The sequence below is a fragment of the Consotaella salsifontis genome (assembly GCF_900167365.1).
GTDB classification, from domain to species: Bacteria; Pseudomonadota; Alphaproteobacteria; order Rhizobiales; family Rhizobiaceae; genus Consotaella; species Consotaella salsifontis.
Genome location: NZ_FUXL01000001.1, coordinates 367,505 through 384,174 on the forward strand (window position 1 = coordinate 367,505; position 16,670 = coordinate 384,174).

A 16,670-nucleotide genomic window follows, 5' to 3' on the forward strand; every position below is an offset into this window, starting at 1 on the left:
GAGCGAGCGACTACTTCAGGCGCTTGGGGCGCGGGTCCGAAAGCTCTCCGGCGATGCGCCGGTCGAGATAGTCGGCGCACTCCTCCAGCAACGTCTCGGTATGCTCCGAGAAGAAGTGGTTCGCTCCCTCGATCGTCTTCTGCGTGATGACGATGCCCTTTTGCGCCTTCAGCTTCTCGACCAGCGTCTGCACATCCTTGGGCGGCGCGACGCGATCCTTGTCGCCATGGATGATCAGGCCCGAAGACGGGCAGGGCGCGAGGAAGGAAAAGTCGTAGGAGTTCGGCTGCGGCGCGATGGACAGAAAGCCCTCGATCTCCGGCCGGCGCATCAGAAGCTGCATGCCGATCCAGGCACCGAAGGAATAGCCGGCGACCCAGCACTGCTTCGAGTCGGGATGAAGCGTCTGCACCCAGTCCAGCGCGGCCGCAGCATCCGAGAGCTCGCCGGCGCCATGGTCGAACTCGCCCTGGCTGCGGCCGATGCCCCGGAAGTTGAAGCGCAGCGTCGTGAAACCACGCTCCACGAACATGTAGAACAGCTGGTAAACGATCTGGTTGTTCATCGTGCCGCCGAAGCGCGGATGCGGATGAAGAACGATCGCGATTGGAGCGTTCTTTTGCTTGGCCGGCTGATAGCGGCCCTCGAGGCGGCCGGCCGGTCCGTTGAAGATCACTTCGGGCATGGACTGAATTCCTTGAGAAGGCGGCCGCAATGCTAGCACATCTTGGCGAAGGACACGCGCTCCTTGGTCCGCTCATCTCTGATGATTAGAACGATTCAAAGCTTCACGCTTCCACGATTGCCGCTATCTAGTGTATGACGAACGGGCAATTCAAGAAATTTAAGCACTCGAACCAGATGGAGCAGGCTTGCCGATGTCGGCTGCGGGCGCCCGTATCTACCTCGACCATAACGCCGCAACCCCGTTGCTGCCGGAAGCGCGGGCGGCCTTGCTGGACGCGCTCGACCATTTCGGTAACCCGTCCTCGGTCCATCGTGAGGGGCAAACCGCGCGCGGCATCATCGACAAGGCTCGCCGCGCGGTGGCTTTACTCGTCGGCGCCAAACCCGACGCCGTGACCTTCACCAGCGGTGCCACGGAAGCCGCCGTCACCTGCCTTTCGCCTCGTTGGATCGTCAACGGAGCGGAAGTTCTCATCGATCGCCTCGCGGTGGTCGAGACCGATCATCCCTCCATTCGTGAGGGCGGGCGGTTTCAGGCTGAGGCGTGTACGAGGCTACCCGTCGATGCCAACGGTGTCCTTCGGCTCAATGCGCTGGAGGCATGGCTGTCGCAGGTCCCCGACGGCCCCAAATCGATGGTCGCAATCTCCTGGGCCAACAGCGAGACAGGCGTTCTTCAGCCGCTCGCCGAAATTGCCGAGAGCTGCCGGGCAGCCGGTGCGCTTCTGGTGGCGGATGCTGTCCAGGTGGCCGGCCGCCTGCCGATCGACCTCAAGAATGCAGGTGCCGATGCCGTGATCCTCTCGGGTCACAAGATTGGCGCTGCCAAGGGAACCGGGGCCTTCGTGCTGCGGGAGGCGACGTGCCGGCCTGAGCCGTTGATCACGGGGGGTGGGCAGGAAAAGTATCGACGCTCGGGAACGGAGGCTGTGCCGGTCATCGCCAGCTTCGGCGCCGCGGCGCTCGTCGCAGCCGAACGTGTTTCCCAAGCGCCGGCTCTGGCGGAGCTGCGTGACCATCTGGAGGACGCGCTTCTTCAGCGTTTCGCGGAGAACATCACTATCGTTGGAAAAGCTGCTCCTCGTCTTGCCAATACCAGCGCCGTTTCATGCAGGAAGGTCCAGGCGGAAACAGCGCAGATCGCGCTTGATCTTGCCGGCATCGCGGTGTCGTCCGGCTCGGCCTGCTCGTCGGGAAAGGTGGGGGCGAGCCACGTCCTGGAGGCGCTGTGTGCGGCGGGTTGCCCGGTGGATGCAAGAATGGGTGCGCTTCGCGTCAGCCTAGGCTATGAGACGCGGACGAGCGACATCGATGCGCTCGTGACTGCTCTCGAACCTCTTCTGTTGCGCGCCGCACAAGGCAAGTCTTCGGGTCGCGCCGCAGCCTGAAGAGGAAATAATAAGGGAGACGGCGCTCCGAATGCCTTCATTTCTGGAGTGTCAGGCCCCAAATGAAGCCGGGAGCTGATCGCCCTCGGTCCCGAAAGCCAACCACCGGACTTTGAATCCGGCGAGTATGGAGACATACGAATGCCCGCTGTCCAGGAAACCATCGATCAGGTCCGCTCGATCGACGTGGACCAGTACAAGTACGGATTCGAGACGCTGATCGAATCCGACAAGGCCCCAAAGGGCCTCAACGAGGATATCATCGCCCTCATCTCGCAGAAGAAGGGCGAGCCGCAATGGATGCTCGATTGGCGGCTCGAAGCGTTCGCGCGCTGGAAGACGATGGAGGAGCCCAGCTGGGCGCGTCTCCATTATCCTGAGATCGATTTTCAGGACGTTCATTATTACTCCGCGCCGAAATCCATGTCGGGACCGCGCTCGCTCGACGAGGTCGATCCGGAAATTCTCCGGACCTACGAAAAGCTCGGCATTCCGCTGAAGGAGCAGGAGATTCTCGCCGGCGTCCGCAAGCCCGAGGAACCTTCGCGTCTTGACGAAGAGGCTGGCGAAGACGCTACGCCCCAGCGCGGCCGGGTTGCGGTCGACGCCGTGTTCGATTCCGTATCGGTCGCCACCACCTTCAAGAAGGAACTCCAGAAGGCCGGCGTCATCTTCATGCCGATCTCTGAGGCCATTCGCGAATATCCCGATCTGGTGCGCAAGTATCTCGGCTCCGTCGTGCCGACGACGGACAATTTCTACGCGACGCTCAATTCCGCGGTCTTCACCGACGGTTCCTTCGTCTACGTGCCAGAGGGCGTTCGTTGCCCGATGGAGCTCAGCACCTATTTCCGCATCAATGAGCGCAACACCGGCCAGTTCGAACGCACGCTGATCATCGCCGACAAGGGCGCCTACGTCTCCTATCTCGAAGGCTGCACCGCGCCTCAGCGCGACGAGAACCAGCTCCACGCCGCCGTGGTCGAGCTGATCGCGATGGACGATGCGGAAATCAAATACTCGACCGTCCAGAACTGGTATCCCGGCGACAAGGACGGGAAGGGCGGCATCTACAACTTCGTCACCAAGCGCGGCGACTGCCGGGGAGCACGGTCCAAGATTTCCTGGACGCAGGTCGAGACGGGCTCCGCGATCACCTGGAAATACCCGTCCTGCATCCTGAGGGGCGATGATTCCCAGGGCGAGTTCTACTCGATCGCGGTGTCCAACGGCCACCAGCAGATCGATTCGGGCACGAAGATGCTGCATCTCGGCAAGAACACGACGAGCCGCATCATCTCCAAGGGCATCTCCGCCGGCAAGTCGAACAACACCTATCGTGGCCAGGTGATGGCGCAGCGGCGGGCGACCAACGCGCGCAACTTCACGAACTGCGATTCGCTGCTGATCGGCAACGAGTGCGGCGCTCACACGGTGCCTTATATCGAGGCCCGCAATTCCACCGCGCGCTTCGAGCACGAGGCGACGACGTCCAAGATCTCCGAGGACCAGCTGTTCTACTGCATGCAGCGCGGCATCCCCGAGGAGGAAGCCATCGCGCTCATCGTCACGGGCTTCGTCAAGGACGTGATCCAGCAGCTGCCGATGGAATTCGCCGTCGAGGCGCAGAAGCTCATCGGCATCAGCCTCGAAGGAAGCGTCGGATGACGGAAGTGGTGGATCTTCGCGGGCGTTGCGCCTGCGGGGCCGTTCGCCTGAAAGCGCACGGCTTCATCGTCGCGATGACGGAATGCTGGTGTCGGGACTGCCAGAAAGAGACCGGTGGCGGAGCTACGCACAGCGTCATCTTCCCGGCGGAATCCGTTGAGTTCGAGGGTGGTGAACTCGGCGAATATATTCGCTCGTCGGATCGCGGTGCTCGCGTCGTACAGCGGTTTTGCCGAACCTGCGCCAACGTGCTCACTGCCGATGTCGAAGATGTCCCGTTTCGCGCCGTGCGGGCCGGGGTGTTCGACGACACGACGTTTTTTGAGCCGCAGATGGTGCTGTACCATTCCGCCGCGCCCAAGTGGGCGCGCTTTCCCGAAAATGCGCGCTTGTTTGAAACGCAGCCCTCCGCTGCCTGACCATTCGCTCGGATAAGAGAACTTTCATGCTTGAGATCAAGAACCTTCATGCCCGAGTGGCCGAAACCGGCACCGAAATCCTGCGCGGCGTCGACCTTACCGTGAAGCCCGGCGAAATCGCGGCGATCATGGGCCCGAACGGCTCCGGCAAGTCGACGCTGTCCTACATCATCTCGGGCCGCGAGGATTATGAAGTCACCGAAGGTGACATTCTCTACAATGGCGAGTCGATCCTCGAAATGGACCCGGCCGAGCGCGCCGCCGCCGGCGTGTTCCTCGCCTTCCAGTACCCGCTGGAAATCCCCGGCGTTGCCACGATGACCTTCCTGCGCACGGCGCTCAACTCCCAGCGCAAGGCGCGCGGCGAGGCGGAGCTGACGACGCCCGAGTTCATGCGCCGCGTCAAGGACGCCGCGGGCGAACTCAAGATCGACTTCAACATGCTGAAGCGGCCGCTCAATGTCGGTTTCTCCGGCGGCGAGAAGAAGCGTGCGGAAATCCTTCAGATGTCGCTGCTCGAGCCCAAGCTCTGCGTCATGGACGAAACCGACTCCGGTCTCGACATCGACGCGCTTCGCATCGTCGCCGATGGCGTCAATGCGCTGCGCGCGCCGGAGCGCGCCTTCCTGGTCATCACCCACTATCAGCGCCTTCTGGAGCACATCGTCCCGGATACGGTGCATGTGCTCTACAAGGGGCGCATCATCCGCACGGGCGGCAAGGAATTGGCTCTCGAACTCGAGGCGAACGGCTATGCCGATGTCATCGGAGAGGCTGCCTGATGAGTGTGACCGCGCCATCCAGAGCCTTTTCGCAGGCGGAGCAGAGCCTCGTCGATCGGGCTGCCGCCGCGCTCATGAGGTCGGCCGCCGGGAATTCCGAGCGCCAGAACGCTCTATCGATGCTGAAGCAGGAAGGCCTGCCCAGCCGCCGCACCGAAGCCTGGCACTATACCGACCTTCGCAATCTCCTCGGCCGTGTCGGTTCCGCCGGCACCGGGGCTCCTGCGGGGGACGCCGACATTTTGGCGCCGCTTTTGCCGAACGGGCATGTTGTCGAGATCGGAGCGGCGACGGACGTCAATCCGCTTGCCGGCGTTACCGTTCAGCAGGTCGACAAGCTGCCCGAGTGGAAAACCGCGCTCAATCATCTCGACCGTGAGTTCGACACCATCCGCCTTCTGAGCGTCGCCTTTGGCGCTAAGGCGACGAAGATCGATGTGGCTGCAGGAGAGACACCTGGGGGATCGATCGAGCTTAGAGCCGAACCTTCGGCCTCCGGCAGCCATACCTATGCGATCTGCGACGTTGGGGATGAAGCCAAGGCGGTCTTCGTTGAGCGCCTGTCGGCGACGAGCGCCGGTTCGCTCGCTACATCCGTCGCCGACCTCAAGATAGGTGACGGCGCCGAGGTGCTCTGGATCGTCGATCAGGAGAAGGGCGCCGGCGAAACGCATCTGTCGCAGTTCAACGTCACCCTCGGCAAGGACGCCAAGCTTCTCCTCTTTGTGCTGAATGCCGGCGGCGGTCTGGTCCGCTCCGAGGTCCACGCCATCACCGAAGGCGAGGGCGCCGAGATCCGCATTCGCGGCGTCAACCTCCTGAAGGAGGGCCAGCACGTGGACGTGACGACGACGCTCAATCACCTCGTGCCGAACACGACGGCGACGGAGACCTTCCGCAATGTCGTGACGGGTGGGCAGGGCGTTTTCCAGGGTATGATCCGCGTCTCCCAGGATGCGCAGAAGACTGACGCCAAGATGGCATGCAATTCCTTGCTGTTGTCGGACGATGGCGGTTTCTCGGCCAAGCCCGAGCTTGAGATCTTTGCCGATGACGTTCAATGCGGTCATGGCGCGACGGCGGGCGAAATTGATGCGGATCATCTCTTTTACCTGATGTCGCGCGGTATTCCCGAGCGTCAGGCGCGGGCTCTTCTGGTGCGCGCCTTCGTCGATGAAGTGGTGGAGGAGATCGACGACGAGCCGGTCGTCGAAGCGTTGGAAGCGCGCATCGATCGCTGGCTCGAAGCCCACGGCTGATCCACGATCTTGGAGGCGCTTGGTTTCGTGCCTCCACTCAGCCGCAGGATAAAGTCGGGGCGGACTGCTTCTGTCCCGGCTCGGCCCCTCAGGAGGAGCAAGGACGATGGACATTACGCTCGACCATTGCGTCATCCATGTTTCCGATTGGGAACGCTCGGGCGAATTCTACGCCCGCGTTCTCGGCGCGGAGATCGTGCCGGACAAGGTGGGGTTCGGTCTTCGCTTCGGCGAGCAGCAGCTGAACTGCCACGGCCCCGGCAAGACGGTCGAGCCAGTCGCCAAGCTTCCCGTCATGCCCGGCAACAGTGACCTCTGCTTTCGCTGGCGCGGGGTGATCGACGGGGCGATCGAGCATCTCAAGGCTCAGGGAGTGACGGTCGAGATGGGGCCGGTGCCGCGCATCGGCGCGCTCGGCCGTGGTCTCAGCGTCTATTTCCGCGATCCCGACGGATCGCTTCTGGAGTTCATATCCTATGACGTCTAACGCAGCGTTGGCGCCGGCCTCGAGCTACGACGTCGAGGCGATCCGCCGCGATTTTCCGATTTTGTCGACGACCGTTTACGGCAAGCCGTTGACCTATCTCGACAACGGCGCATCGGCGCAGAAGCCGAAAGCCGTTCTCGACGCGATTTATCGCGCCTATTCTGAGGACTATTCCAACGTCCATCGCGGGCTCCATTACCTCTCCAACCGGGCGACGGACGCGTTCGAGGCGGCACGCGAGAAGGTTCGGGCGTTCCTGAACGCCGGAAGCGCGGAAGAAATCGTCTTCACGCGCTCCGCTACCGAGGCGATCAACCTCGTGGCCTATTCCTATGGCATGACCGAGATCGGCGAAGGCGACGAGATCGTCCTGACGGTCATGGAGCATCACTCCAATCTCGTGCCCTGGCACTTCATCCGGGAGCGCAACGGCGCGAAACTGGTGTTCGTGCCGCTGGAGGAGGATGGTTCGGTCAACGCCGAGGCCTTCGAGCGGGCGCTCTCTCCGCGCACGAAGCTCGTCGCCATGACGCACATGTCGAATGTGCTCGGCACCGTCACGCCAGTGAAGGCCGTGACCGCCATGGCGCATGCCCGCGGGGTTCCGGTGCTGGTGGACGGGAGCCAGGCAGCCGTGCATCTGCCGGTGGATGTTTCCGACATCGATTGTGACTTCTACGTGGTGACGGGGCACAAGCTCTACGGGCCGACCGGTATCGGCGTGCTCTATGGCAAGCGCGAGATGCTTCAGCGCATGCGCCCATTCAACGGCGGCGGCGAAATGATCGCGGAAGTGACAGAGGACTCCGTCACCTACAATGATCCGCCGCACCGCTTCGAGGCCGGAACGCCGCCGATCGTCCAGGCGATTGGCCTCGGCGCTGCGCTGGACTACATGCGCTCCATCGGCCGCGAGGCGATCCTCGATCATGAGACGCGACTACGCGACTACGCGCATGAACGCCTGTCGGCCATCAATGCGCTGCGCATCTATGGCCACGCGCCGAACAAGGGCGCGATCATCTCATTCAATCTCCAGGGAATCCACGCTCACGACGTCGCCATGCTCATCGATCGCGAGGGTGTCGCGGTGCGCGCCGGGACGCACTGCGCTCAGCCGCTCTTGAAAAGCTTCGGCGAAACCTCCACTTGCCGGGCATCTTTCGGTATGTATAACACCATGGCCGAAGTCGACCGCCTAGCGGACGCATTGGACAAGGCGAGACGTTTTTTCGCCTGAAGGATCGCTGATATGATCGATGACATCGATAGCCGGGTCGCGACGGACGAGGGAGCGGCGATCTCCGCCGATAGCGCTGTTTCTGAAGCGTCAGCCGTTCCGTCGGACGAACTCGCGCGGCTCACGGACGATATCATCAAGGCGCTGAAGACGGTCTACGATCCGGAAATTCCGGCCGATATCTACGAGCTCGGCCTCATCTACAAGATCGACATCGAGGATGACCGCAGCGTCAGAATCGAGATGACTCTGACGGCGCCGGGTTGTCCCGTTGCCGGGGAGATGCCGACCTGGGTCGAAAACGCGGTTGCCTCCATTGAAGGCATTTCTCATGTGGATGTGGAAATCGTTTTTGATCCGCCTTGGACGCCGGACCGGATGAGCGAAGAGGCGCAGGTCGCCGTGGGGTGGTTCTGACGACGCTGATGCCGCCAGGGCGATGAATGATCGGGAATTAGGAAAGCGAGGACGATCATGGGCCGCTTTGCCGTGATGACCATTACCGACGCTGCGGCAAACCGTGTGCGCGATATCATGGCCGCCAAGGACAACGCGAAAGGCGTGCGCATCGGTGTCAAGAAGGGCGGCTGCGCCGGCATGGAATACACGGTCGATCTGGTCACGGAGCCGAACGGCCAGGACGACGTGGTGGAGCAGGACGGTGCGCGGGTATTCGTGGCGCCAGAGGCTGTCCTCTTCCTGCTTGGAACACAACTCGATTATGAGGACACCGTGCTGCGGTCGGGCTTCGTCTTCAACAATCCGAACCAGACGTCCGCCTGTGGCTGCGGTGAGTCGGTGGAATTAAAGCAGGCCGACCTTTCTGCTCTCGGCGCCTGATAGCGTCACCCTCCAAGGCCGCCTCATGGATGAGGATCTTCTTCTCGATCTCTTCTCCACGCTTCCCGCCGTGCGGATCAAGCGCATGTTCGGAGGTCAGGGAATCTTCAGCGACGATCTCATGGTCGCCATCGTCATTTCCGGCGAAATCCAGATGAAGGTGGACGAGGAGACCCGGTCGGCGTTCGAACAGGCTGGCTGCACCCAGTGGGCGTATCTGCGCAAGGGGCGGCCGGTGCCCATGTCGTTTTATAGCCTGCCGGAAGAAGCGCTGGATGATATGGACGAGATGGCGCTTTGGGCGGAGAGGGCATTTCAGGCGGCCAAGCGCACCGCCGAGAAGGCGCCCCGAAAGCAGCGCGCCAAGCGAAAATCAGCACGGGCCGAAGTAATAGGGTAGCCTTGGCCACCAGAGAGCGTGCGATCAGAGCGCGAATAGCGCTCTGACGCCCTGCATTCTCTCAATTCATCGAACGTCATCCCGCCTTTCGGCCTTGTGCTCCCGGAAACCGGCAAGCGCCTCAAGGCGTCACGGATGGACGACGATCAGGTGTTGGTGCCGATCAGCATGAAGGCGGGAATATCGTCGCCGAAGCCTAGGGGCGAAGGTTCATCCCGCTGCTTGCGATCGTCGCGGTTCTTCTCCTGGCGCGGGGGCCGGGCTTCTGCGCGGTTCTGCTCCGGCTTGCGATCCGATTTGTGCGATTTCGCCTCGGCCTTGGGTTCGCGGCGCGGCGCGGCGGCAGTCTTAGGCTCCTGAGTCTCAGAAGCGACCGCTTTCTCCTCAGCTCCCGCGTCGGGCTTTTCGCCGCGCGAACGCCGTGCCCGACCGCCGGAGGCGCGCTTTTCTTTAGGTCCGGCATCCGGCAATTCATCCGGCTTGCCGTCGAGCCACTCGACGTCGTTGCCGATGAGCTTCTCAATCGCGTCGAGATATTTCCTGTCGAGCTTGGTGACGAGCGAAAAAGCCTTGCCCGACCGTCCCGCGCGGCCCGTGCGGCCGATGCGGTGGACGTAGTCTTCGGCATGGGTCGGCAGGTCGTAGTTGAAGACGTGGCTGACCGCTGGAATATCCAGACCGCGAGCCGCGACGTCCGATGCAATCAGCAACTGGATCTTATTGTCCCGGAAGGCTGCGAGCGTCGCCATGCGCGATCGCTGGTCCATGTCTCCATGCAGGGCTCCAACGGAGAAGCCGTGCCGCTCCATCGAGCGGAAGAGGACGGAAACCTCGCGCTTGCGATTGCAGAAGATGATCGCGTTCGTCAGTTCGCTCTCGTCCTGCACAAGACGGCGCAGGCGATCGCGCTTCGCCCAATCTTCCTTCTGAACAGCCACCAACTTCTGCTCGACCGTCGTGGCGGCCGATGCCGGCTTGCTCACCTCGATGCGAACGGGATTTTGGAGAAACTGCTCAGTCAGCCGGGTGATCTCCGGCGGCATCGTCGCGGAGAAGAAGAGCGTCTGACGCGTGAAGGGAAGCAGCTTGCAGATGCGCTCGATGTCGGGAATGAACCCCATGTCCAGCATCCGGTCTGCCTCGTCGATCACCAAGATCTCGACACCCGTGAGCAACAGCTTGCCGCGCTCGAAATGGTCCAGCAGACGACCCGGCGTCGCGATCAGCACGTCTACGCCGCGGTCGAGCTTGCGATCCTGCTCCTCGAACGAGAGGCCGCCGATGAGCAGCGCGACGTTGATCCTTTGGTTCTTGCCGAGGACGGTAAATGCTTCCTCGACCTGAGCCGCCAATTCCCGCGTGGGTTCGATGATCAGGGTGCGCGGCATCCGGGCGCGGGCGCGGCCCTTCTCCATCATCGTGAGCATCGGGAGAACGAACGATGCCGTCTTGCCCGTTCCCGTCTGCGCGATGCCGAGAACATCGCGGCGCTGGAGGGCATGAGGGATAGCTTCCGCCTGGATGGGCGTCGGCTCGGCATAGCCTGCTGCCGTGACGGCAGAGAGAACTTTCTCGCTCAGGCCAAGTTCGGTGAACTGCATCAAATCCGATGTCTCTTGAAGGGTAAGGGCTGCCGCAGCGCCATGCAACGCGACACGAACAATTTGGCGATACGGCTCTGGCTAGATGAAGTCAACCACTTGCCTTGGAAAGAGGATCAATCGCCGCAGATGAATTGTCCAGGGGATAAGTTGTTTTGGCTTCCCGCTGCCGCCCATGTCGCAAATTAGAAGAAAAAGCCACTGGCCGAAGGAGCGCACACAATGCGTGAAATCGGTCGAGAACGGGCGCGGGTGAGGAAGCGGCGCGGGCGCCGCTTCCTCGTTGATCATCACTCAGTTGCTGGCCGGTCCGAAGACATAGGGACCGTCGCGGAAGAAGTGGAGCTCGTAGGTTTCGGCGACCTCCGCATCCGGCGGAAGAACGTCGAAGAAGAGCGTCAGGCTGTTCTCGTCTTCGCCTTCGGCTGGCTCATCGGCGCGGTAACCCAGGATCGCCCCCTTGATGCCCGCAACCTCTGTGACCTCAGTCGAGGAAACCAGGGATAGAGCAGACTCCTTCTCGGCGATCTGCTGGACGAAGAAGCGATACACGCTACTGTTGTGGGAGTCCTGGATCAAGACTGTGCGCCATATTCCCTCCTGGTCGTCGGCCGACCATGAACCGACAACCTGAATGTCATGGACCGACGGAGGCAACGCATTGGCGATGGCCGCCGCTTCTGGCGAGGCGGCAACGGGCGCAGGCGCGGCTGGTGACGCCGCGTCGGCGGGCGGCGTAGCTCCGCTCTGATCGGCTGGCGCAGCAGGTGAGGGCGAGTCTGTGGCCGGTTGGCCGGCATCCTGCGCCAGGGCCGGCGATGACAGTGCAAGCAGTACCGCCACAACCCAGGCGGCGGTGCCCTTTCGATCGGCTTTCATCTCGTTCTCCTGAGACCGTTCGACGATGGCGGTAACTCCGAACCGGAAGGCCCGTCAAGCGGTGGTGCCGCAGGTTGCCAACGCCTTTTTTAAACTGTGCTCGCGATGTCCGGCGCGGTGTGATCTTGCCGCCTGACACACCGACTTGCAGGTGGGGCAGCTTCATCGTTTGGCGAGGCCTGGTCGCCGCGAAAGAACTTCTCGCGCATGTTGACCATCGCCGTCGAGGGCGTTTGGAAGAGCGATGATGTTTCATTTCCCCGCAAAGTTGAATTTCGGGTAGAACGTTAATCGCTCCGCAATGACAATCATCTACGGATAATGCGACTTCAATGATACGCGACGGCAGACCGTCCAGCAGGGCGCCGTTGGCGACTTGGTCGGGCTGACATGGCGCTTTTCTATTGGAACGCCGGTATCGAAACCGGAAATAACACCATCGATCAGCAACATCGGCGCCTGTTCGCCATGACCAACGAACTCGCCGAACTTATTGCAGACGGCGAAAAACTGCCTGAAATCAAAACCTTGATTGGTCGCCTTGAGGAATACGCGCGCGGGCACTTTTGCAACGAGGAACGACTGATGGCGTGCTCGGCTTTGAGTGCGCGGGAACAGGAGCGACATACCTGCGCTCACCGGGTGTTCAGGCAGAGAATTCGCAAGATCGCTGAAGCGCCGGAAATCGAATCGGAAGAGGCAGCGAATTGCTGTCCTTGAGTTTCTTGTCGCGTGGCTCGTCAGCCATATTTTGAAGCTGGATCGGCGTCTCGCGCGCTCGCTGCGCGCGGCAGATGGAGCTTCCGCCACCGTTCAAAGCATGGCGGCCGAAGGAAATGTCGAGCAGGTTCTGTTATCGGCGCTCGCCGAAACCGAGCGGCGCTTTCGCCTGGTCTCGGATGAATCCCCCGTCATGATTTGGATTTGTGGGTCGTCGGGCGAGCGCCATTTCGTCAACCGGGCGTGGCGCAACTACCTCGGCGTGCCGGACAAGGAGCCGGACGAGATCGATTGGATGAGTTTTGTCCATCCCGATGACAGGATCGCCTACAAGGAGATGATGGACGATCTTCTCGCCGAGCCTCGTCGCGGAGAAGTGGAATTCAGGGTGATGCGACCCTGCGGTGAATGGGGATGGATTCAGGAGCGCATCATTCCGCGCCAGGATTCCAACAGATCCTATGGGCTGATGGCCGCGGCCGCCGATGTCACTCTCGTCAAGCAATCCGAGGAGTTGCTTTCCCAGGCCAAGCAGAGGATGGAAACCGAGGTGCGCCGCCGCACTCGCCACCTGCAAAAAATGACGCTGACGGACGCACTGACCGGCATCGCCAACCGCCGGCATCTCTTCGACCAGCTTGCCAGCGAAATCGGGGGCCAGCGCCAAGAACCTTCCGATGTCTCGCTTCTCTATATCGACATTGATCGCTTCAAGGATATCAACGATCGCCTAGGTCATCCGATCGGCGACGAGGTTCTGATCGCCGTCGCCCGCGCACTTCAGCGGCAGATTGGCAAAGGTGGCTTCGTCGGCAGGGTCGGCGGAGAAGAATTCGTCGTCATTCTTCCAGGCGCCTCGCCTCAAATGGCCAAGGACTTGGCTGAGAGCGTCCGGACCGCCGTGTCTCGCCTTTGCATCGCTTCGGTGGGGCATCCCGTGACGGTCAGCATCGGCATCGCCTCGCGATGGCCGGAAGAGCCCGCGGAAGATCTGGTGCGACGTGCAGACGAGGCGCTTCTGCGCGCCAAACAGAACGGCCGAAACTGCTGCGTCCCGTTCGCTGGCGAGCCCGCTCTGGCCTGATGCCGCTCAGGTGCCGTCACGCCCACACGATGGGCGTTCAGATGTCGATTGCCTCGTCCTCGGCAAAGGCCGCTCGGTCCTGAATGAAGCGGAAGCGAGCCTCCGCCTTGCTGCCCATCAACGCGTCGACTGCGGCCGAAGTGCCCCACTCGGGACGTTCATCCACCTCCACCCGCAAGAGCATCCGCTTTCTCGGGTCCATGGTGGTCTCCTTCAACTGGCTCGGCAGCATTTCGCCGAGGCCTTTGAACCGGCTGACCTCAACCTTACCACGACCGGAGAATTCGCGAGCCATGAGCTGCTCGCGGTGGCGGTCGTCACGGGCATAGGCGACCTTGCCGCCCTGGCTCAGGCGGTAGAGTGGCGGGACGGCCAGGAAGAGATGTCCTTGGCGTACCAGCTCCGGCATCTCCTGGTAAAAGAAGGTGATCAGAAGCGACGCAATATGGGCGCCGTCGACATCGGCATCTGTCATGATGATCACGCGCTCGTAGCGGAGATCCTCCTCCCGATATTTCGAGCGCGTGCCGCACCCCAGAGCCTGGACGAGGTCGGCGATCTGCTGGTTGGCGCCGAGTTTTTCCCGCCCGGCGCTGGCGACGTTCAAAATCTTTCCGCGCAGCGGAAGGATCGCCTGGCGCATCCGATCGCGCGCCTGCTTCGCCGAGCCGCCGGCCGAGTCACCTTCGACGACGAAAAGCTCCGCTCCCTTGGCGCCGGACTGGCTGCAGTCGGCGAGCTTGCCCGGCAGGCGCAGCTTGCGCGTCGCGGTCTTGCGGCTGACTTCCTTTTCCTGCCGCCGGCGTACGCGCTCTTCCGCGCGGTCCACGATCCAGTCGATCAGCCGCGCTGCATCCTGGGGCGAGGAGGCGAGCCAGATATCGAAGGAGTCGCGGATCGCCGCCTCGACGATGCGCTGCGCCTCGACCGTCGCGAGACGGTCCTTCGTCTGTCCGACGAATTCAGGCTCGCGAATGAAGACCGAAAGCATGGCTGACGCCGTGATCATTACATCATCGGCGGTGACGATGGCGGCGCGCTTGTTGCCGGAAACCTCAGCGAATGCCCTGATGCCGCGTGTCAGGACCGCGCGCAGCCCGTTTTCGTGCGCGCCACCCTCAGCGGTCGGGATGGTGTTGCAGTAGGAGCGGATGAAACCGTCCTCGGCCGTCCAGCTGACCGCCCATTCCACCGCGCCATGACCGGACGCCTTCTCGGTCCGCCCGGAAAAAATCTGCGAGGTGACGCGACGGTCCTTGCCGAGAGTGTCGTCCAGAAAATCCTTGAGACCGCCCGGATAGTGGAAGGTCGCGCGGCTGGGAACGTCGGATCCCTCGGCGATGAGCGAGGGATCGCAGGACCAGCGGATTTCGACGCCGCCGAAGAGATAGGCCTTGGAACGGGCCATGCCGAAGAGGCGAGCCGGGTCGAACGTGGCGCCTTCGCCGAAGATCTGGGAATCGGGCCGGAAGCGCACCCGCGTTCCGCGTCGATTCTGAATGTCGCCGACTTCCTGCAGCGGCGAGGTGGCGGCGCCCCTCGCATAGGTCTGGCGATAGAGCTTGCGGTTCCGTGCAACCTCCACCTCCAGCTCGGACGAAAGGGCGTTGACCACAGAGACGCCGACGCCGTGAAGTCCGCCCGAGGTCTCGTAGACCTTGGAGTCGAACTTGCCGCCGGCGTGCAGCGTCGTCATGATGACTTCGAGAGCCGACTTGTCGCGATATTTGGGGTGGGGATCGACTGGGATGCCGCGTCCGTTGTCGGTGACGGCCAACCAGCCGCCGGCTTCAAGCGCGACCTCGATGAAGTTCGCGTGGCCGGCCACCGCCTCGTCCATCGAGTTGTCGATAACCTCGGCGAACAGGTGGTGCAGGGCCTTCTCGTCGGTCCCGCCGATATACATGCCCGGACGGCGGCGAACCGGCTCCAGCCCCTCGAGCACCTCGATCTGCGCGGCCGTGTATTCCGCGCCGTTGAGCGGCGCGGTTGCCGGTTCTTCCACAGATTTGACACGAGCCGGCGTTCTGACGGCGCGGGACCGGGCGGCGGAGCCGGAGAAAAGGTCTTCACTCATCAGTGGAAAGGGCCGGTTGGTTTGAGCCGTGTCTGGAGACGGTTTCCATGATAAGGACCTAACCTTTCACGAAATGTTCTTCAAGTCGCTGGCGCCATTTGCCCCCAGGAGAAGCCTTGAATCCACGGGCTTTTTTACTGGATCGCACTGACTGAGCGCGGACGCTGCCTTGCTGGCGATGGGCCTCGTACCCTAAACCTCGGCCTGATACGATTCGTGGGAGACAACGCGGTGCGAGGTTGGCGGGCGAGACTGATGGGCGGTTTGCTCATCGCTGTTGCTTCAGCGCAGGGAGCCGCGGCTGAGCCGCTGGTTCTCCCGCCGTTCAAGGACGCGTTATTCGCCTATCCCGGTCTGACCGCCTATCGCGATGATGGCGCCTTTGTCGACGTCGACTATTCGGAAGCGCGCGATATAGACCAGCGCGACGAGATACCGGAACGCAAAGCCAAGCGGCAGTATGTGAGCACCATCGCGTCAGGCCAGAAGGCGGAACAGACGCTGACGACCTCCGCCGGACCTCTTGCCATCGCCACGGTCGGGAACCACGAGCGGCCGAGGGCGGTCGTGGTGTTCATTCACGGCCGTGGCGGCGATCACCGCCTCGGCATGAACGACTGGACCTTTGGCGGCAATTTCAATCGCCTGAAGAACCTCATGATCGGTGTTGACGGGCTCTACGTCACGGCGGATGCGGGGAGCTTCTCGAGTGCTGACGGGGGGCGCATTGAGGAGCTTCTTAAGGCGCTATCCCGCCGGTTCGGCGCGGCGCCCCTGGTGCTCGCCTGCGGTTCCATGGGAGGGGAGTTGTGCTGGTCCCTGGCGATGCAGCCGTTCTTCGGCAAGGCCGTTGACGCGTTCATGGTGCTCGGGGGCAATTCCAGCCTTGAACGCTTTCGCCACATGCAGGCCGCCGCGGGACACCTCATTCCCATGGTCCTGGCGCACGGTACGCGGGACACTGTCTACCCTTGGGAAAGGCAGACCAGGGCGTTCGATGAGATCCGGCGCGCCTATCCCAAGGAAGCGATCCGTTTTGTCTCCTTTGACGGCGGCACGCACGGCACACCAATCCGCATGATTGATTGGCGAGAGGAGCTGAACTGGCTGTTCGCGCGTCTCGATTAAGGCAGCGGACA

At 62.3% G+C, this 16,670-nt stretch carries 18 protein-coding genes; 13 read left to right on the plus strand and 5 right to left on the minus strand.

Annotated elements, in window-relative coordinates; genetic code table 11:
* Positions 1-10 precede the first annotated feature (10 nt).
* Complete coding sequence (locus B5D38_RS01675) at positions 11-685, minus strand: alpha/beta hydrolase (RefSeq protein ID WP_078706624.1); 675 nt, start codon at positions 683-685, stop codon at positions 11-13.
* Between the two features lie 193 nt (positions 686-878).
* On the opposite strand from B5D38_RS01675, the gene B5D38_RS01680 reads away from it, so the two are divergent.
* The 10 genes from B5D38_RS01680 (at position 879) to B5D38_RS01725 (ending at position 9,170) form a co-directional block, all read left to right on the plus strand.
* The gene (locus tag B5D38_RS01680) at positions 879-2,075 is read left to right on the plus strand and encodes a cysteine desulfurase family protein (protein ID WP_078706625.1); all 1,197 of its coding nucleotides are present in this window, start codon (positions 879-881) and stop codon (positions 2,073-2,075) included.
* A gap of 141 nt (positions 2,076-2,216) precedes the next feature.
* Positions 2,217-3,743 carry a Fe-S cluster assembly protein SufB gene (gene sufB / locus B5D38_RS01685; protein ID WP_078706626.1) on the plus strand — a complete coding sequence of 509 codons (1,527 nt, stop codon included), beginning with the start codon at positions 2,217-2,219 and terminating at the stop codon, positions 3,741-3,743.
* On the plus strand, positions 3,740-4,162 hold the full coding sequence (locus B5D38_RS01690) for a GFA family protein (RefSeq protein WP_078706627.1): 423 nt from the start codon (positions 3,740-3,742) through the stop codon (positions 4,160-4,162). Before sufB ends, B5D38_RS01690 begins: the two co-directional genes overlap by 4 nt.
* A gap of 26 nt (positions 4,163-4,188) precedes the next feature.
* Positions 4,189-4,944: a Fe-S cluster assembly ATPase SufC gene (sufC, locus tag B5D38_RS01695; RefSeq protein WP_078706628.1), complete on the plus strand. Its 756-nt coding sequence runs from the start codon at positions 4,189-4,191 to the stop codon at positions 4,942-4,944.
* Entirely contained in the window at positions 4,944-6,203 is a 1,260-nt protein-coding gene (gene sufD / locus B5D38_RS01700; protein ID WP_078706629.1) for a Fe-S cluster assembly protein SufD, read from the plus strand. Before sufC ends, sufD begins: the two co-directional genes overlap by 1 nt.
* Positions 6,204-6,309: 106 nt before the next feature.
* Positions 6,310-6,690 carry a VOC family protein gene (locus B5D38_RS01705; RefSeq protein WP_078706630.1) on the plus strand — a complete coding sequence of 127 codons (381 nt, stop codon included), beginning with the start codon at positions 6,310-6,312 and terminating at the stop codon, positions 6,688-6,690.
* A complete protein-coding gene (locus B5D38_RS01710) occupies positions 6,680-7,930 on the plus strand; it encodes a cysteine desulfurase (protein WP_078706631.1) in 1,251 nt (416 codons plus the stop codon). Before B5D38_RS01705 ends, B5D38_RS01710 begins: the two co-directional genes overlap by 11 nt.
* 12 nt (positions 7,931-7,942) lie before the next feature.
* Entirely contained in the window at positions 7,943-8,347 is a 405-nt protein-coding gene (locus tag B5D38_RS01715; RefSeq protein WP_078706632.1) for an SUF system Fe-S cluster assembly protein, read from the plus strand.
* A 57-nt stretch (positions 8,348-8,404) separates the two neighbouring features.
* Positions 8,405-8,770, plus strand: coding sequence for a Fe-S cluster assembly scaffold SufA (gene sufA / locus B5D38_RS01720; RefSeq protein WP_078706633.1), 366 nt, complete (start codon positions 8,405-8,407; stop codon positions 8,768-8,770).
* A 25-nt stretch (positions 8,771-8,795) separates the two neighbouring features.
* Positions 8,796-9,170 carry a TfoX/Sxy family protein gene (locus B5D38_RS01725; protein WP_078706634.1) on the plus strand — a complete coding sequence of 125 codons (375 nt, stop codon included), beginning with the start codon at positions 8,796-8,798 and terminating at the stop codon, positions 9,168-9,170.
* A gap of 146 nt (positions 9,171-9,316) precedes the next feature.
* Here the strand turns inward: B5D38_RS01725 and B5D38_RS01730 are convergent, their stop codons facing one another.
* The 3 genes from B5D38_RS01730 to B5D38_RS01735 all read right to left on the minus strand — a co-directional run bounded on the left by B5D38_RS01730 (position 9,317) and on the right by B5D38_RS01735 (position 11,650).
* Positions 9,317-10,774, minus strand: a complete 1,458-nt coding sequence (locus B5D38_RS01730) for a DEAD/DEAH box helicase (RefSeq protein WP_116002546.1) — start codon at positions 10,772-10,774, stop codon at positions 9,317-9,319.
* Between the two features lie 78 nt (positions 10,775-10,852).
* Positions 10,853-11,062, minus strand: coding sequence for a hypothetical protein (locus B5D38_RS21960; RefSeq protein WP_131829846.1), 210 nt, complete (start codon positions 11,060-11,062; stop codon positions 10,853-10,855).
* 3 nt (positions 11,063-11,065) lie between these two features.
* Positions 11,066-11,650 carry a TrbC/VirB2 family protein gene (locus tag B5D38_RS01735; protein ID WP_078706636.1) on the minus strand — a complete coding sequence of 195 codons (585 nt, stop codon included), beginning with the start codon at positions 11,648-11,650 and terminating at the stop codon, positions 11,066-11,068.
* Positions 11,651-12,040: 390 nt separating this feature from the next.
* Here B5D38_RS01735 and B5D38_RS01740 point away from each other — a divergent pair, with 390 nt between their 5' ends.
* Both B5D38_RS01740 and B5D38_RS01745 read left to right on the plus strand, forming a co-directional pair.
* Complete coding sequence (locus tag B5D38_RS01740) at positions 12,041-12,370, plus strand: hemerythrin domain-containing protein (protein ID WP_078706637.1); 330 nt, start codon at positions 12,041-12,043, stop codon at positions 12,368-12,370.
* Positions 12,371-12,470: 100 nt separating this feature from the next.
* Positions 12,471-13,454, plus strand: coding sequence for a sensor domain-containing diguanylate cyclase (locus B5D38_RS01745; RefSeq protein ID WP_078706638.1), 984 nt, complete (start codon positions 12,471-12,473; stop codon positions 13,452-13,454).
* Positions 13,455-13,491: 37 nt separating this feature from the next.
* Here B5D38_RS01745 and parE read toward each other — a convergent pair whose 3' ends face one another.
* A complete protein-coding gene (gene parE, locus B5D38_RS01750) occupies positions 13,492-15,531 on the minus strand; it encodes a DNA topoisomerase IV subunit B (RefSeq protein ID WP_078706639.1) in 2,040 nt (679 codons plus the stop codon).
* 255 nt (positions 15,532-15,786) lie between these two features.
* On the opposite strand from parE, the gene B5D38_RS01755 reads away from it, so the two are divergent.
* Positions 15,787-16,659 carry an alpha/beta hydrolase gene (locus tag B5D38_RS01755; protein ID WP_078706640.1) on the plus strand — a complete coding sequence of 291 codons (873 nt, stop codon included), beginning with the start codon at positions 15,787-15,789 and terminating at the stop codon, positions 16,657-16,659.
* Positions 16,660-16,670: the final 11 nt, after the last annotated feature.

What these genes read in the sequence shown, in the direction of transcription:
- B5D38_RS01675 (WP_078706624.1), bottom strand. Translation starts at nt 685, where the DNA reads ATGCCCGAAGTGATCTTCAACGGACCGGCCGGCCGCCTCGAGGGCCGC.
- B5D38_RS01680 (WP_078706625.1), top strand. Translation starts at nt 879, where the DNA reads ATGTCGGCTGCGGGCGCCCGTATCTACCTCGACCATAACGCCGCAACC.
- sufB (WP_078706626.1), top strand. Translation starts at nt 2,217, where the DNA reads ATGCCCGCTGTCCAGGAAACCATCGATCAGGTCCGCTCGATCGACGTG.
- B5D38_RS01690 (WP_078706627.1), top strand. Translation starts at nt 3,740, where the DNA reads ATGACGGAAGTGGTGGATCTTCGCGGGCGTTGCGCCTGCGGGGCCGTT.
- sufC (WP_078706628.1), top strand. Translation starts at nt 4,189, where the DNA reads ATGCTTGAGATCAAGAACCTTCATGCCCGAGTGGCCGAAACCGGCACC.
- sufD (WP_078706629.1), top strand. Translation starts at nt 4,944, where the DNA reads ATGAGTGTGACCGCGCCATCCAGAGCCTTTTCGCAGGCGGAGCAGAGC.
- B5D38_RS01705 (WP_078706630.1), top strand. Translation starts at nt 6,310, where the DNA reads ATGGACATTACGCTCGACCATTGCGTCATCCATGTTTCCGATTGGGAA.
- B5D38_RS01710 (WP_078706631.1), top strand. Translation starts at nt 6,680, where the DNA reads ATGACGTCTAACGCAGCGTTGGCGCCGGCCTCGAGCTACGACGTCGAG.
- B5D38_RS01715 (WP_078706632.1), top strand. Translation starts at nt 7,943, where the DNA reads ATGATCGATGACATCGATAGCCGGGTCGCGACGGACGAGGGAGCGGCG.
- sufA (WP_078706633.1), top strand. Translation starts at nt 8,405, where the DNA reads ATGGGCCGCTTTGCCGTGATGACCATTACCGACGCTGCGGCAAACCGT.
- B5D38_RS01725 (WP_078706634.1), top strand. Translation starts at nt 8,796, where the DNA reads ATGGATGAGGATCTTCTTCTCGATCTCTTCTCCACGCTTCCCGCCGTG.
- B5D38_RS21960 (WP_131829846.1), bottom strand. Translation starts at nt 11,062, where the DNA reads ATGATCAACGAGGAAGCGGCGCCCGCGCCGCTTCCTCACCCGCGCCCG.
- B5D38_RS01735 (WP_078706636.1), bottom strand. Translation starts at nt 11,650, where the DNA reads ATGAAAGCCGATCGAAAGGGCACCGCCGCCTGGGTTGTGGCGGTACTG.
- B5D38_RS01740 (WP_078706637.1), top strand. Translation starts at nt 12,041, where the DNA reads ATGGCGCTTTTCTATTGGAACGCCGGTATCGAAACCGGAAATAACACC.
- B5D38_RS01745 (WP_078706638.1), top strand. Translation starts at nt 12,471, where the DNA reads ATGGCGGCCGAAGGAAATGTCGAGCAGGTTCTGTTATCGGCGCTCGCC.
- parE (WP_078706639.1), bottom strand. Translation starts at nt 15,531, where the DNA reads ATGAGTGAAGACCTTTTCTCCGGCTCCGCCGCCCGGTCCCGCGCCGTC.
- B5D38_RS01755 (WP_078706640.1), top strand. Translation starts at nt 15,787, where the DNA reads ATGGGCGGTTTGCTCATCGCTGTTGCTTCAGCGCAGGGAGCCGCGGCT.